The organism is Pantoea deleyi (assembly GCF_022647325.1).
In the GTDB taxonomy this organism is placed as follows: domain Bacteria; phylum Pseudomonadota; class Gammaproteobacteria; order Enterobacterales; family Enterobacteriaceae; genus Pantoea; species Pantoea deleyi.
This window is the reverse complement of the sequence record NZ_CP071405.1, coordinates 3,235,442-3,249,507: the sequence shown is the minus strand read 5'-3', so window position 1 is coordinate 3,249,507 and position 14,066 is coordinate 3,235,442. Positions and strand designations below refer to the sequence as shown.

The 14,066-nt window shown below is 58.0% G+C and carries 14 protein-coding genes; 7 read left to right on the top strand and 7 right to left on the bottom strand.

Translation table 11 applies throughout. The features are described from left to right. From ftsZ to mutT, 5 genes are all read left to right on the top strand, one after another. Positions 1 to 1,155 carry a cell division protein FtsZ gene (ftsZ, locus tag J1C59_RS15410; RefSeq protein WP_111139411.1) on the top strand — a complete coding sequence of 385 codons (1,155 nt, stop codon included), beginning with the start codon at positions 1 to 3 and terminating at the stop codon, positions 1,153 to 1,155. A gap of 101 nt (positions 1,156 to 1,256) precedes the next feature. Next, the gene (gene lpxC, locus J1C59_RS15405; RefSeq protein ID WP_111139412.1) at positions 1,257 to 2,174 is read left to right on the top strand and encodes a UDP-3-O-acyl-N-acetylglucosamine deacetylase; all 918 of its coding nucleotides are present in this window, start codon (positions 1,257 to 1,259) and stop codon (positions 2,172 to 2,174) included. Between the two features lie 299 nt (positions 2,175 to 2,473). Continuing rightward, positions 2,474 to 2,980: a secA translation cis-regulator SecM gene (gene secM, locus J1C59_RS15400; RefSeq protein ID WP_242281335.1), complete on the top strand. Its 507-nt coding sequence runs from the start codon at positions 2,474 to 2,476 to the stop codon at positions 2,978 to 2,980. A gap of 74 nt (positions 2,981 to 3,054) precedes the next feature. Further along, positions 3,055 to 5,757: a preprotein translocase subunit SecA gene (gene secA, locus J1C59_RS15395; protein ID WP_140917021.1), complete on the top strand. Its 2,703-nt coding sequence runs from the start codon at positions 3,055 to 3,057 to the stop codon at positions 5,755 to 5,757. A gap of 167 nt (positions 5,758 to 5,924) precedes the next feature. After that, a complete protein-coding gene (gene mutT, locus J1C59_RS15390; protein ID WP_128084266.1) occupies positions 5,925 to 6,320 on the top strand; it encodes an 8-oxo-dGTP diphosphatase MutT in 396 nt (131 codons plus the stop codon). A gap of 30 nt (positions 6,321 to 6,350) precedes the next feature. Here mutT and yacG read toward each other — a convergent pair whose 3' ends face one another. The 3 genes from yacG to coaE are packed head-to-tail and all read right to left on the bottom strand — an operon-like array spanning position 6,351 to position 7,913. Next, complete coding sequence (gene yacG, locus J1C59_RS15385) at positions 6,351 to 6,548, bottom strand: DNA gyrase inhibitor YacG (RefSeq protein ID WP_128084267.1); 198 nt, start codon at positions 6,546 to 6,548, stop codon at positions 6,351 to 6,353. An 8-nt stretch (positions 6,549 to 6,556) separates the two neighbouring features. Then, entirely contained in the window at positions 6,557 to 7,300 is a 744-nt protein-coding gene (gene zapD, locus J1C59_RS15380; RefSeq protein ID WP_128084268.1) for a cell division protein ZapD, read from the bottom strand. 4 nt (positions 7,301 to 7,304) lie between these two features. Further along, positions 7,305 to 7,913 carry a dephospho-CoA kinase gene (gene coaE, locus J1C59_RS15375; protein ID WP_128084269.1) on the bottom strand — a complete coding sequence of 203 codons (609 nt, stop codon included), beginning with the start codon at positions 7,911 to 7,913 and terminating at the stop codon, positions 7,305 to 7,307. Positions 7,914 to 8,147: 234 nt separating this feature from the next. Between coaE and J1C59_RS15370 the strand changes: the two genes are divergently transcribed. Then, positions 8,148 to 9,188 (top strand): GMP reductase, encoded by a 1,041-nt coding sequence (locus J1C59_RS15370; RefSeq protein ID WP_128084270.1) that lies wholly within the window; start codon positions 8,148 to 8,150, stop codon positions 9,186 to 9,188. A gap of 26 nt (positions 9,189 to 9,214) precedes the next feature. Here J1C59_RS15370 and hofC read toward each other — a convergent pair whose 3' ends face one another. The 4 genes from hofC to nadC form a co-directional block, all read right to left on the bottom strand. Further along, a complete protein-coding gene (gene hofC, locus J1C59_RS15365; protein ID WP_128084271.1) occupies positions 9,215 to 10,414 on the bottom strand; it encodes a protein transport protein HofC in 1,200 nt (399 codons plus the stop codon). Beyond that, the gene (gene gspE, locus J1C59_RS15360; RefSeq protein ID WP_128084272.1) at positions 10,407 to 11,792 is read right to left on the bottom strand and encodes a type II secretion system protein GspE; all 1,386 of its coding nucleotides are present in this window, start codon (positions 11,790 to 11,792) and stop codon (positions 10,407 to 10,409) included. The genes hofC and gspE overlap by 8 nt, the downstream gene beginning before the upstream one ends. After that, positions 11,779 to 12,234, bottom strand: a complete 456-nt coding sequence (gene ppdD, locus J1C59_RS15355) for a prepilin peptidase-dependent pilin (protein ID WP_128084273.1) — start codon at positions 12,232 to 12,234, stop codon at positions 11,779 to 11,781. Before ppdD ends, gspE begins: the two co-directional genes overlap by 14 nt. Before the next feature lie 174 nt (positions 12,235 to 12,408). After that, positions 12,409 to 13,305: a carboxylating nicotinate-nucleotide diphosphorylase gene (gene nadC / locus J1C59_RS15350; protein ID WP_128084274.1), complete on the bottom strand. Its 897-nt coding sequence runs from the start codon at positions 13,303 to 13,305 to the stop codon at positions 12,409 to 12,411. 197 nt (positions 13,306 to 13,502) lie between these two features. Between nadC and ampD the strand changes: the two genes are divergently transcribed. Then, the gene (gene ampD, locus J1C59_RS15345; protein WP_128084275.1) at positions 13,503 to 14,054 is read left to right on the top strand and encodes a 1,6-anhydro-N-acetylmuramyl-L-alanine amidase AmpD; all 552 of its coding nucleotides are present in this window, start codon (positions 13,503 to 13,505) and stop codon (positions 14,052 to 14,054) included. Positions 14,055 to 14,066 lie beyond the last annotated feature (12 nt).

Here is a 14,066-nt window from a genome sequence, read left to right as displayed (position 1 = left end):
ATGTTTGAACCTATGGAATTAACCAACGACGCGGTGATTAAAGTCATCGGCGTCGGTGGCGGCGGCGGTAACGCCGTAGAGCACATGGTACGCGAGCGTATCGAAGGTGTGGAATTCTTTGCTGTGAATACCGACGCGCAAGCGCTGCGTAAAACAGCTGTCGGCCAGACCATCCAGATCGGTAATAACATTACCAAGGGTCTGGGTGCGGGTGCGAACCCGGAAGTGGGCCGTAACTCTGCAGAAGAAGATCGCGAAGCACTGCGTTCTGCGCTGGAAGGGGCAGACATGGTGTTCATCGCAGCCGGCATGGGCGGCGGTACCGGAACCGGTGCAGCACCTGTAGTCGCTGAAGTGGCTAAGGATCTGGGTATCCTGACGGTGGCTGTCGTTACCAAGCCGTTCAACTTCGAAGGCAAAAAGCGCATGGCGTTTGCCGAGCAGGGGATCGCTGAACTCTCTAAACATGTGGATTCTCTGATCACCATTCCAAACGACAAGCTGCTGAAAGTGCTGGGTCGTGGCATCTCTCTGCTGGATGCATTTGGTGCGGCGAACGACGTGCTGAAAGGCGCTGTCCAGGGTATCGCCGAGCTGATCACCCGTCCGGGCCTGATGAACGTCGACTTTGCTGACGTGCGCACCGTGATGTCCGAAATGGGCTATGCGATGATGGGTTCCGGCGTTGCGTGCGGTGAAGATCGTGCGGAAGAAGCGGCTGAAATGGCGATCTCAAGCCCACTGCTGGAAGATATCGATCTCTCTGGCGCGCGCGGCGTGCTGGTCAACATCACGGCGGGCTTCGACCTGCGTCTGGATGAGTTCGAAACCGTGGGTAACACCATCCGCGCCTTCGCGTCTGATAACGCGACCGTCGTGATCGGTACCTCACTGGATCCGGAAATGAATGACGAACTGCGCGTCACCGTGGTGGCAACCGGTATCGGCATGGACAAGCGTCCTGAAATCACGCTGGTGACCAACAAGCCAGCCAGCCAGCCAGTGATGGATCATCGCTATCAGCAGCACGGTATGTCACCGCTGCCGCAGGAGCAGAAACCGGCGGCTAAAGTGGTTAACGAGCAGCCTGCACAGTCGAACAAAGAGCCTGATTATCTTGATATTCCGGCCTTTTTACGTAAGCAGGCCGATTAGGATTAACCCGATAATTGGGATTCTCCGCTCTTTGTGCTAAAGTGTCTGCCCGCTGGTAAAGTATACTGGCGGTCGGAAAGGTGATACTGCGAGATAATGCGATGATCAAACAAAGGACATTAAAACGTATTGTTCAGGCGACTGGCGTCGGTTTGCATACCGGCAAGAAAGTCACCCTGACCTTACGCCCTGCGTCGGCTAACACCGGGGTCATCTATCGTCGCACCGACTTGAATCCACCGGTAGATTTTCCGGCTGATGCAAAATACGTGCGCGACACCATGCTGAGCACCTGCCTGGTGAATGATGAAGGCGTACGTATTTCAACGGTTGAACACCTCAATGCCGCCCTGGCGGGTCTGGGTATCGACAACATTATTGTTGAAGTTGATGCGCCAGAGATCCCGATCATGGACGGCAGCGCAGCACCGTTTATCTATCTGCTGATGGATGCGGGTATCGAGCAGCTCAACAGCGCGAAGAAATTTGTGCGCGTTAAGCAGGCCGTGCGTGTGGAAGAGGGTGACAAATGGGCCGAGATCAAACCTTATAACGGTTTCTCGCTCGATTTCACCATCGACTTTAAACACCCGGCGATCGACTCCAGCTCACAGCGCTATGCGATGAACTTCTCTGCTGACGCCTTTGTTCGTCAAATCAGCCGGGCGCGTACATTTGGCTTTATGCGTGAAATCGAATATCTGCAGTCTAAAGGCCTGTGCCTGGGCGGTAGCTTAGATTGTGCGATAGGCCTGGATGATTTCCGCGTACTGAATGAAGAAGGCCTGCGTTTTGAAGACGAGTTTGTCCGTCACAAAATGCTGGACGCCATTGGCGACTTGTTTATGTGTGGCCACAACATCATTGGCGCATTCACTGCGTTCAAATCGGGCCATGCGCTGAACAACAAGCTGCTGCAGGCGGTTCTGGCGAAGCAGGAAGCCTGGGAATGGGCAACCTTCGAAGACGAAGCGGAACTGCCGCTGGCATTCAAAGCACCGAATCTGGTTCTGGCGTAACGCCTCAGGAACGTGAAACGGCTGGTTATGCTGACACCCTCTCCGGTCAGCGGCACCAGCCGTTTTTTTATCCCCTCTTTCTCCCCCGGATCGCTGCGAGCGCACCCGCAAAACGCGATTTCCGCTGCTGAATTGCTGAACAATCACGCGCGTTTTCTCACACCGCCACTTTAATCTCAGGTGTGGATGCCCCACATTAATGTTACTATCTGAGGCGCTTTTACAGGCCAAAATCCGTTGCGGTTCGCGGCGGGTACACAAAAACAAGAGAGCAGCACTCTGTGCGCGATGGAAAGGTTGTGATCGGGATTCTTCAGCGCTGGCGACAATTAGGTAGACGCTACTTCTGGCCTCATCTCCTGTTGGGGATGGTTGCGGCCAGCTTTGGCCTGCCAGCCTGCGCGCAAAGCTCCGAACTTAACGCTTCGTCTGAATCGCCTGCCAGCAGCCTGTTTCTGGGCAACGCCACACGTTTTGACCACCTGATCCGGCTTCAGGAAGCGTCCCGGCGCCCGAGCTTCAGCGTCGACTACTGGCACCAGCACGCAATCCGCACCGTTATCCGTCATCTCTCCTTCACGCTGGCGCCTCAGGCGCAGGCGGAGCAGCAGCCGTTACCGCTGGCAGCACAAAAGCTGGCGCTGATCGACTCCCTGCACAATTTACTGACATCACACTCTGCGCTGCACACCGCGCCACAGCAGCTTGCTGTTCCCCCGCTTTTTATGGCCGTTACCCGCTCATGGGTTGAGTGGCATGCCAGCGTGCATGGCATTCGCGCCGGGCCTGCCCGATTGTTCTGCTAATCTTTCTGGTTTTATTCACTCTGTTTAGATTTCGCAGCCCGCAATGCGCCGGCTGAATTGAGAATATATTTATTATGTTAAGCAAAATATTAACCAAGGTTTTTGGTAGCAGTAACGATCGTACCCTGCGCCGTATGCGCAAAGTGGTGGACGTCATCAACAAAATGGAGCCTGACTTCGAGAAGCTCTCTGATGATGAACTGAAAGCGAAAACCGACGAGTTCCGCGCACGTCTGAAAAAAGGGGAATCCCTGGAAAGCCTGATCCCGGAAGCGTTTGCCACCGTGCGTGAGGCCAGTAAACGTGTGTTCGGGATGCGCCACTTTGACGTGCAGCTGATTGGCGGCATGGTGCTGAACGACCGCTGTATCGCAGAGATGCGTACCGGTGAAGGTAAAACCCTGACCGCGACGCTGCCAGCCTATCTTAATGCGCTGTCGGGCAAAGGCGTTCACGTCGTGACCGTCAACGACTATCTGGCACAGCGTGATGCGGAAAATAACCGTCCGCTGTTCGAATTCCTGGGCCTGAGCATCGGTATCAACATGTCGGGCCTGCCGGCGGTGGCGAAGCGTGAAGCCTACGCGGCCGACATCACCTACGGCACCAACAACGAATATGGCTTCGACTACCTGCGCGACAACATGGCGTTCAGCCCGGAAGAGCGCGTTCAGCGTAAGCTGCACTATGCGCTGGTGGATGAGGTCGACTCCATCCTGATCGATGAAGCGCGTACACCGCTGATCATCTCCGGTCCGGCAGAAGACAGCTCCGAGCTTTACACCAAAGTGAACAAAATCATCCCGCATCTGGTTCGCCAGGACAAAGAGGATTCCGAAACCCATCAGGGTGAGGGTGACTTCTGGGTTGATGAGAAAGCGCGTCAGGCGCACATGTCTGAGCGCGGTCTGGTGAAAGTGGAAGAGCTGCTGGTCAGCCAGGGCATCATGGAAGCGGGCGAGTCGCTTTACTCTCCGACCAACATCATGCTGATGCACCACGTCACGGCGGCACTGCGCGCGCACGCCCTCTTTACCCGCGATGTGGATTACATCGTGAAAGATGGCGAAGTGGTAATCGTCGATGAACACACCGGCCGTACCATGCAGGGGCGTCGCTGGTCCGATGGTCTGCATCAGGCGATCGAAGCGAAAGAAGGTGTGGAGATCCAGAACGAGAACCAGACTCTGGCCTCGATCACCTTCCAGAACTACTTCCGTATTTACGAGAAGCTGGCCGGGATGACCGGTACGGCCGATACCGAAGCGTTCGAATTCAGCTCCATCTATAAACTCGACACCATCGTGGTGCCGACTAACCGTCCGATGGTGCGTAAAGATCTGGCTGACCTGGTCTACATGACCGAGAAAGAGAAGATCGATGCGATTATCGAAGATATCCGTGAGCGTACCGCCAACGGCCAGCCGGTGCTGGTGGGGACCATCTCGATTGAGAAATCGGAAGTGGTCTCTAATGAACTGACCCGCGCCGGTATCAAACACAACGTGCTTAACGCCAAATTCCACGCCCGCGAAGCGGATATCGTGGCGCAGGCGGGTCAGCCGGGAGCCGTCACCATCGCCACCAACATGGCCGGTCGTGGTACCGACATCATGCTGGGCGGAAGCTGGCACGCGGAAGTGGCCGAGCTGGAAGCGCCGACCGAAGCCCAAATTGAAGAGATCAAAGCGGCGTGGAAGATCCGTCATGATGCGGTTCTGGCATCAGGCGGTCTGCACATTGTGGGCACCGAGCGTCACGAATCACGTCGTATCGACAACCAGCTGCGCGGTCGTGCAGGCCGTCAGGGTGACGCCGGTTCATCACGCTTCTATCTGTCGATGGAAGATGCGCTGATGCGTATTTTTGCCTCGGATCGCGTCTCCAATATGATGCGTAAACTGGGCATGAAGCCGGGTGAAGCGATTGAGCATCCGTGGGTAACCAAAGCGATTGCCAACGCCCAGCGCAAAGTTGAAAGCCGTAACTTCGATATTCGTAAGCAGCTGCTGGAATATGATGACGTGGCGAACGACCAGCGTCGCGCGATTTACAGTCAGCGTAATGAGCTGCTGGATGTCTCCGACGTCAGCGAAACCATCAACAGCATCCGTCACGATGTCTACAAGGCCACCATCGATACCTACATCCCGCCGCAGTCTCTGGAAGAGATGTGGGATGTGCCTGGTCTGGAAGAGCGTCTGCGTGCGGACTTCGATCTCGACCTGCCGATTGCGGAGTGGCTGGATAAAGAGCCGGATCTGCATGAGGAAGTGCTGCGCGAACGCATCATGGCCCGTGCGATCGAGAGCTACGCCGAGAAAGAGGAGATCGTGGGCGCAGAGATGATGCGCAACTTCGAAAAAGGCGTGATGCTTCAGACACTGGATTCGCTGTGGAAAGAGCATCTGGCCGCGATGGACTATCTGCGTCAGGGTATCCATCTGCGTGGCTATGCGCAGAAAGATCCGAAGCAGGAGTACAAGCGTGAATCCTTCGCCATGTTTGCGGCAATGCTGGAGTCACTGAAGTATGAAGTGATCAGTACGCTGAGCAAGGTGCAGGTGCGCATGCCGGAAGAGGTGGAAGCGATGGAGCAGCAGCGCCGCGAAGAAGCCGAGCGTCTGGCACAGCAGCAGCAGCTGAGCCATGTCGAAGAAGATCTGCTGGCTGAGCCAGAGCCGCAGCAGAGCGGTGAACGCAAAGTGGGCCGCAACGATCCCTGCCCATGCGGTTCCGGCAAAAAATACAAGCAGTGTCATGGCCGTATCGCCTGAGACTGACCGCTGAATAAAAAGGAGCCGCTGGCTCCTTTTTTTATGCCTTCTCGCAGCATCCGGCACCGCCTGAGCGGAGAGGGCTGCGCCGGGCTAAAGCGGTTAACTTCCGCAGAGGCATGCTCTAAAATCATCCCTCATTCATCGATCACAACCGGATAGTCCTCATGAAGCACCTGCAGGTTGCAGTTGGCATCATTCGTAATGCCAATAGACAGATTTTCCTTGCCCAGCGCGCGGCGAGTTCTTACATGGCGAACAAATGGGAGTTTCCTGGCGGTAAGATTGAAGCGGGCGAAAGCGCCGAACAGGGACTGATCAGGGAACTGCATGAAGAGACCGGCATTGAGGTTACTGAGGCGCATCCGGTCGGTCATGCAGACCACACCTATGAGGACCTGCGTGTGACGCTGCACTTCTTCCTGGTGGAAGGGTGGAAAGGCGAGCCGTGGGGCAAAGAGGGACAGCCGCAGCGCTGGGTCGATCAGCAGGCGCTGGTGGCAGACGAGTTTCCGCCAGCCAATCACCAGCTGATTGCACGCCTGGTCGCGGGCGAACTCTGAGGGAATGGGGCCGTGCGCCCCATTCTTTAATCAATGATCCTGCTCGCTCCAGCTGTCGCTGTCGTTCATGTCATCGCGGCTGGGGATCCGTTTCTCTTCGGCGGCCCATTCCCCTAAATCAATAAGCTGGCAGCGCTTACTGCAGAACGGGCGCCACGGGCTCAGCTCATCCCAGATGACATCTTTGCCGCACTGCGGACAGGAAACGGTCATAACATCTTGCTGCATGGTTACCTCTAACAACAGGCCAGTTGAAAATTAAGGCGGGCCGGGACTTCACCGTGCTCGCTGTCAAATGGCATAAAACGAATGGCATAACGGCTTTTGTGGCCGGATACCTGGGGATAGAGCGCGTCGTCCAGTGACAGCTGCAGCCGCAGCAGATCGGCTCCTTCGGCATTATCCTGATAAAACCCATTAAGGCTGGTCTGCAGATGGAAGGTACCGGACTGACGAATCAGATCCAGCACCATCGCCAGCGCATGATGCAGCGGCTCCAGCGTCTGCATCCAGGCTTCGACCTGGGCATCGCGTGTCTCCTGAGGCAGATGCAGCCAGATGTGCAGGCCCGGCAAATCAAAGCTGCAGCAGCCGCCGGGAATGCTCAGACGCTGGCGTACGAGGGCGATAAGACGATCCTCGCGCAGCTGCTGGCCCATCCGCGGGGCATTCATCAGCTGAGTTGACTGAACTCTGAGTTTATCGCTGAGGGCGTTAACCAGCGTCATATCGACACCGGGCACATCCGCCCAGGCACGCAGCTTCTGCTGCTGACGCTCCAGCTCTTTCAGCAGCTCTGTACGCATGTCCCCCCGCTCGAAAATGTCGAGCAGTTCGGCGATCAGACGGAAAAAGGTCAGCGCATTTACCGTCTTATCCAGCGGCGTGCTCTCATCTAACTGATTAATCAGAAACTCAACCCGTAGCCAGGTGCGCATTTTTTCATTCAGTGGGTGTTCAAACAGAACGGGTGTGCTCATGGTATTAATCCTGTTTCGTTGCCGCCAGCCTGAGGTAGCGCTGATGAAGTCCGGCAACCTGTGGCAAGGCGTCATCGGGCTCGCCACTGTTATCAATGATGTCATCGGCACAGGCCAGGCGCTGCTGGCGGGTGGCCTGTGCGGCAAGAATACGGTGTACCTGGTCGGCAGAGAGACCATCACGCTGCTGCGTGCGCGCTAACTGCGTAGCCTCATCGACATCCACCACCAGCACTCTGTCAGCCTGGTGCTGTAACTGGTTTTCCACCAGCAGCGGCACGACCCACAGCACATAAGGTGAGGTGGCCTGCGCGATCAGCTGGCGCGTCCGGGCGTTGATCAGCGGATGGAGCAGCGCGTTTAACCAGCTTTTCTCTTCCGGCTGCTGAAAAATAATGTCGCGAAGCCGGGCACGATCAAGCGTCCCCTGCTGCGTGACGATCGATGAACCGTAGCGCGCCTGAATGGCCTGCAGAGCCGGTGTGCCCCGCTCGACCACTTCACGGGCGATCAGATCCGCATCAATAATCTCCACGCCAGACGCGGCGAATGCCCGGGCAATCGTACTTTTTCCACTGCCGATTCCACCGGTAAGCGCGACGATATAGGGCATGTTTTTCACCTGACTTCTTATCCGGACCGGGTTTCAGGGTAATGATCTGGCAAAAAAACGCAAAAATGCGCGTCAGATCACACCGATAAAGCACAACTAAATTTAACGGATTGTAGCGTAAATAAAGTGAAATTCGCAGTCTTGTCGCAAAGCAGGAGGCGCGTATCATAACGTCACTGGAGCTGTGCTTATTTCGTGAAGAACGATTCATTGCCACTTACCAGGACACTGTTTATGCGTATTGAAGAAGATCTGAAACTGGGCTTTAAAGATGTGTTAATCCGCCCGAAACGCTCCACGCTGAAAAGCCGCTCGCAGGTTGAGCTGGAACGCAGCTTTACCTTCCGTCATTCGGGGCAGCGCTGGAGCGGCGTGCCGATCATTGCCGCCAACATGGACACCGTCGGCACTTTTTCGATGGCCGAGGCGCTGGCCAGCTTCAATATCCTCACCGCGGTTCACAAACATTACAGCGTCGATGAGTGGCGCGCCTTTATTCAGCGCGTGCCCGCAACGGTACTGACGCAGGTCATGGTCTCAACCGGCACCTCAGAGGCCGATCTCAGTAAGCTGGTCGCAATTATGGCGCTCTCTCAGGAATTGCAGTTTATCTGCATCGATGTCGCCAACGGCTACTCACAGCATTTTGTCGATTTTCTGCAGCGGGCGCGTGAGAGGTTCCCGACCAAAACCATTTGTGCCGGTAACGTGGTCACGGGTGAAATGGTGGAAGAGCTGATCCTCTCCGGCGCGGATATCGTCAAGGTCGGCATCGGCCCCGGCTCGGTCTGTACCACCCGGGTGAAAACCGGCGTTGGTTATCCGCAGCTGTCGGCCGTTATTGAGTGCGCCGATGCGGCGCACGGCCTGAGCGGACAGATCGTCAGCGATGGCGGCTGTTCTGTGCCCGGCGACATCGCCAAGGCGTTTGGCGGCGGAGCTGACTTCGTGATGCTGGGCGGAATGCTGGCGGCGCATGATGAATGTGAAGGGCAGATCGTCGAAGAAAATGGCGAAAGTTTTATGCTCTTCTACGGCATGAGCTCTGAATCAGCGATGAAGCGTCACGTCGGCGGTGTCGCGCAGTACCGCGCCGCGGAAGGGAAAACCGTGAAGCTGCCGTTACGCGGCCCGGTGGATGACACCGCCCGTGATATTCTGGGTGGACTGCGTTCCGCCTGCACCTACGTCGGCGCTGAGCGCCTGAAAGAGCTGACCAAGCGCACCACCTTTATCCGCGTTAACGAGCAGGAAAACCGCGTCTTTAACCGATAGCGATCCCGGGGCGCAGGCTGCGCCCCTTACTGCATTGCATCGCCCAGCCCGAAGACCGGCAGGTACATCGCTATCACCAGCGTACCGACAATGCCACCCGTCACTACCATCATCATCGGTTCCAGCGAGGCCGCCAGCGTCTCCGCGCGTTCCCGGGTTTCCGTTTCGTGCCACTCCGCCAGACGGGCCAGCATCAGATCCAGCGCACCTGCCTCTTCGCCGACCCGAACCAGCTGACTGCATAACGGGGTGAACAGGGGATGATGGATCAGTGCCTGATGCAGCGGGTTTCCCTGAGCAATGTGCTGCTGCAGTCCGGCGATCGCCTCCCGCCACAGCCGCGATGAGAGCGTGCCTTCCACGGCGGTCAGACTCTGCAACAGCGTTAAACCTGCGCGCTGCGTCAGGTTAAGAATGGTGTAGATCTGCGTCAGTTGTGCGCCGCGCCATAGCCCGGACAGCAGCGGGATACGCAGGAAGATAGCCTGCTCACGGCGTTGCCAGCCCGCAGAGCGCCGTCGCAGCTGATGCCAGGCAATCAGCAACAGCGAGATACCGCAGGCGGCCACCGCACCCCACGCCTGAAGCCACGCAGAGACCTGCATGACCGCGGCCGTAAAGGCAGGCAGCGGCGCATCGAAAGCGTCATACACGGCGACAAACTCTGGCAGCACAAACAGCAGCATGCCGCAGGAGACGGCCACCGCCACCAGCAGGATAAACAGCGGATAGCGCAGCGCCTTCGTGACCTGCTGGCGTAACTGCTGCTGACGGCTCTGCTGCCTGGCCAGTTCACTGCAACAGACATCCAGCTGACCGGTCAGCTCGCCGACCTCCATCAGGGAAGGATAGAGCGCCGGAAAGATCTGCGGCCATTCCCGCAATGCCTGGGAAAACGGCGCGCCGCTGAGTACCCGATGATGCAGCGCACGCATCAGCGCCCGCCAGCCAGGATGCGGATGGCCTTCCGCCAGCAAAGCAAGGCTTTCTGCCAGCGGCAGGCCCGCTTTAAGCAGGGTAGCCAGCTGCCTGAACAGGTCGACCCTGGGCTGCCATTTCCAGGCCTTCCGGGGCCAGACTTTCTCTCTCTTCCAGCTCACCGGCAGAAGATCACGCTGTGCCAGCATCAGCAGCAGGTTGTCACTGTCGATCGCCAGTAGCTGCCCACTGCGTAACTGACCCTGGCTGTCTACCGCCTGCCAGCGGAATAAGAATGTCTTATCCATCGTCCAGCCCGATCACCCGTTGCATCTCCTCCAGCGAGGTATCGCCCCGGCTCACCGCTTCCAGGCCAGACACCAGCAGGGTACGCAGGCCCTGCTGTTTCGCCAGCGTGAGCAGACTCTCCAGCGGCATATCGGCGGCGATCGCATTTTGCAGCCGGGCATTAATCGGCAGCAGTTCAAACAGCGCCAGGCGGCCAAAATAGCCGGAAAAGCAGTGATCGCAGCCGGGCGCGCGCCAGGTCTGCAGCGTGCCGGGCCAGAGATCGGGCGGATAGTGCGCCACGGCCTGAGCAGGCTGACGGCAGTGCGGGCAAAGGCGCCGGACCAGACGCTGAGCAACAACCAGTTTTAGCGCCGGGCCCAGAAGATAGCCGGGGATGCCCATCTGGCGCAGCCGGGTCAGGGTGTCGGCCGTGGAGTTCGTATGCAGCGTCGACAGCACCAGATGACCGGTCTGCGCGGCTTTCACCGCAATTTCTGCCGTTTCCGCATCCCGGATTTCGCCCACCATGATCACGTCCGGATCCTGTCTCAGCAGCGCCCGCAGCACGCGGTTAAAATCGAGACCGTTTTTGGTATGGATCTGCGTCTGGTTGATGCCGGGTAACGGGATTTCGACCGGATCCTCCACGCTGCAGAGGTTCTTCTCCGGGGTATTCAGAGCGCTGAGTGCGCTGTAGAGCGTAAAGGTCTTGCCGCTGCCGGTCGGGCCGGTCACCAGTATCAGCCCCTGTGGCTGGGCCAGCGCGGCGCAGAACAGGCGAAGCTGGGCGGCGGGGAGGCCCAGCTTATCCAGTGACAGCGCTGCGCTTTCACTCTGCAGCAGCCGGACCACGGCTTTTTCACCGCCGCAGACGGGTAGCGTAGCCAGGCGAAAGGAGGCCGGTTTTCCGGCGATCTCCAGACTGAACTGACCATCCTGCGGCAACCGGCGTTCGGCGATATCCAGTCCGCCGAGGATCTTCAGACGCGCCAGCAGCGCCGCAGGCGGAGTGGCGGGCAGGGCGGAGAGAGGCTGCAGAACGCCGTCGATACGCAGCCTTACCCGCAGGCCCTCGCGGCCGGGCTCAATATGGATATCCGAGGCGCGACGCTCCAGCGCCTGACGCAGGATCAGCTGCGTCGCCTCAACCGCCGACTCCGCCGGTGACGCTTCGCGCGCGACCAGCGCGGTATCTGCATGCTGATGCTGGTCGAGCCGGGCCTGCGGCCAGCATTCGATCTCAATCTGGCACTGGCTGGCAAAATGGAGAGCCTCAGCCAGGCCCGGCGGCGCGCTCTCAGCCACCGCAACGCGCAGATCGGTGGCGTCATGGTGCAGAACCACAGCGCGATAGCGCTGACAGAGTGCCGCAATTGCGGCATCAGGCTTCGCCATCGCCGGCTCCTTTATCCGCGAAGCGGAACTGCGCCAGACAGTTGTCACGCAGGCTGCTGTTGCTGCTGGTGCAGCTCCGCTGCCAGCTGATGCCGCCCTCGCTGCTGTCCCGGATCGGTACCATTTCGACGCTCAGGCCATTCAGACTCTCCTGACCGGTCAGGGTAATCACCCCGTTCGCCACGCTGAGGGCGGAAACATAGCGCGAGCCGCGCGCGGCAGGAATCCCCGCCTCTCCGGCCTGGCACTGTGCGGGGCCGCCATGTTCCATCGCACACAGCTCGACCGCCGTTTTATAGGGCATCATCGTCTGCAGCATGTCGGTCAGGGCTGCGCGCTGGAGATAGTTCTGATAAGCAGGCAGGCCGATGGCGCTTAAGATCGCCACAATCCCCACCACAATCATCAGTTCTACCAGTGTAAATCCACGTTGATTTGTCATCACATCGTCTCCTGATTAAGAAGCCGACAGGGTAAAAATCATGGATGATGAAAGACAGTGCGCGAGAAGCGAACCGGAAAGCGGGCTGCAGGAAGATTTCAGCATTGCAGCGCAGTCGAAACTGCGCCGGAAGCAGGGTCGCAAAATTGCCGTCCCGGATGACGGCGGGGCGGGTTACTGCTGTTTAAAACGCATAGAGAGATCCAGCGCCCTGACATGCTTGGTCAGCGCACCCACCGACACATAGTCCACGCCGGTCTGAGCGATCTGCGGCAGAGTGGTTTCCGTCACGTTACCGGAGACCTCCAGCCATGTCCGGCCCTGGTTGAGCGCGACGGCAGCACGCATGTCGTCCAGGCTGAAGTTATCCAGCATAACGATATCGGCACCGGCCTCCAGCGCCTGCTGAAGCTCCTCCAGCGACTCCACCTCGACCTCGACCGGGACGTCGGGCTGCAGCCATTGCGCGCGTTCCACCGCCTGCTGGATCGAACCACTGGCGATAATATGATTTTCTTTGATCAGGTAAGCATCGGAGAGGCCGAGGCGGTGATTCTGCCCGCCGCCGCACAGCACGGCATATTTCAGCGCGGTACGCAGGCCGGGCAGGGTTTTGCGCGTGTCGAGCAACTGCGTCTGGCTGCCCGCCAGCAGGGCCACATAGCGGCTCACCTCAGTGGCCACGCCTGAAAGCGTCTGCACGAAGTTAAGCGCCGTACGCTCGGCGGTCAGCAGCAGTCGGGCCGGACCGGTGATCTCAAACAGCAGCTGATCCGCTTTCACCGCATCGCCATCTTCAACATGCCAGTTCAGGGACGCGTGGGCGCCAAGCTGGATAAAGACCTCTTCCACCCAGCGTTTACCACAGAAAACACCGTCTTCGCGGGTGATCACCTGCGCGTGAGCGTGCGTGTCGGGCGGCAGCAGCTGGGCGGTAATGTCACGGTCTGCGTCGATCTCGCCGCCGAGATCCTCTTTCAGTGCCAGCGCGACGGCATCCGGGATGTCACTTTCAACGCGTTTAATCAACGCCTGACGGCGGCTGTCCGGATCATAACCACGAGATGACATAGTCGTTTTACCTTATAAAAGTGCAATAACAGAGGGGGTCACAATAGCCTGAACCGTTACGCTGTACCAGTCCTGGTGCTGATTTTGTTTAGTATCCTTAACAGGGTGCGCTTCTTCGCCATGATCCGGACACACTAAGAGGCAAGAATCCTTTATTATTCATGCTATTCTCAACCAGGCAGAACAAGGAATCCGGTATGAAAATCAAACAGGGCTGGCTGACCGGGGTGCGTCACGTGCCGTCAACACATTGCAACGAACGTCCTGACGATGAGGCGCCTTCGCTGCTGGTGATCCACAATATCAGCCTGCCACCGGGTGAATTTGGCGGGCCGTGGATCGATCGCCTGTTTACCGGCACACTGCCGCCTGATGCTCATCCCTATTTTGCGGATATCGCCGCCCTGAAAGTGGCGGCACACTGCCTGATTCGTCGTGACGGGGAGATTGTGCAGTATGTCTCTTTTGATAAACGCGCCTGGCATGCGGGTGTTTCTCAGTTTAGAGGACGTGAAAACTGTAACGACTTCTCCATCGGTATCGAGCTGGAAGGGACAGACAGCGAGCCTTATACCGGGGCGCAATATCGGGCCCTGCAGCAGGTAACGCAGTTACTGCTGCAGCACTATCCGTTAACGCCTTCACGTATCACGGGGCATAGCGACATCGCACCGGTACGCAAAACCGATCCCGGACCTGCTTTTGACTGGGACTACTACAGACAGCTGTTAACGCAGCCCACATCCTGATTTTTGCGGGGT

What these genes read in the sequence shown, in the direction of transcription:
- J1C59_RS15370 (WP_128084270.1), top strand. Translation starts at nt 8,148, where the DNA reads ATGCGTATTGAAGAAGATCTGAAACTGGGCTTTAAAGATGTGTTAATC.
- ftsZ (WP_111139411.1), top strand. Translation starts at nt 1, where the DNA reads ATGTTTGAACCTATGGAATTAACCAACGACGCGGTGATTAAAGTCATC.
- lpxC (WP_111139412.1), top strand. Translation starts at nt 1,257, where the DNA reads ATGATCAAACAAAGGACATTAAAACGTATTGTTCAGGCGACTGGCGTC.
- ppdD (WP_128084273.1), bottom strand. Translation starts at nt 12,234, where the DNA reads ATGACAAATCAACGTGGATTTACACTGGTAGAACTGATGATTGTGGTG.
- nadC (WP_128084274.1), bottom strand. Translation starts at nt 13,305, where the DNA reads ATGTCATCTCGTGGTTATGATCCGGACAGCCGCCGTCAGGCGTTGATT.
- coaE (WP_128084269.1), bottom strand. Translation starts at nt 7,913, where the DNA reads ATGCCCTATATCGTCGCGCTTACCGGTGGAATCGGCAGTGGAAAAAGT.
- secA (WP_140917021.1), top strand. Translation starts at nt 3,055, where the DNA reads ATGTTAAGCAAAATATTAACCAAGGTTTTTGGTAGCAGTAACGATCGT.
- yacG (WP_128084267.1), bottom strand. Translation starts at nt 6,548, where the DNA reads ATGCAGCAAGATGTTATGACCGTTTCCTGTCCGCAGTGCGGCAAAGAT.
- gspE (WP_128084272.1), bottom strand. Translation starts at nt 11,792, where the DNA reads ATGGCGAAGCCTGATGCCGCAATTGCGGCACTCTGTCAGCGCTATCGC.
- hofC (WP_128084271.1), bottom strand. Translation starts at nt 10,414, where the DNA reads ATGGATAAGACATTCTTATTCCGCTGGCAGGCGGTAGACAGCCAGGGT.
- mutT (WP_128084266.1), top strand. Translation starts at nt 5,925, where the DNA reads ATGAAGCACCTGCAGGTTGCAGTTGGCATCATTCGTAATGCCAATAGA.
- ampD (WP_128084275.1), top strand. Translation starts at nt 13,503, where the DNA reads ATGAAAATCAAACAGGGCTGGCTGACCGGGGTGCGTCACGTGCCGTCA.
- zapD (WP_128084268.1), bottom strand. Translation starts at nt 7,300, where the DNA reads ATGAGCACACCCGTTCTGTTTGAACACCCACTGAATGAAAAAATGCGC.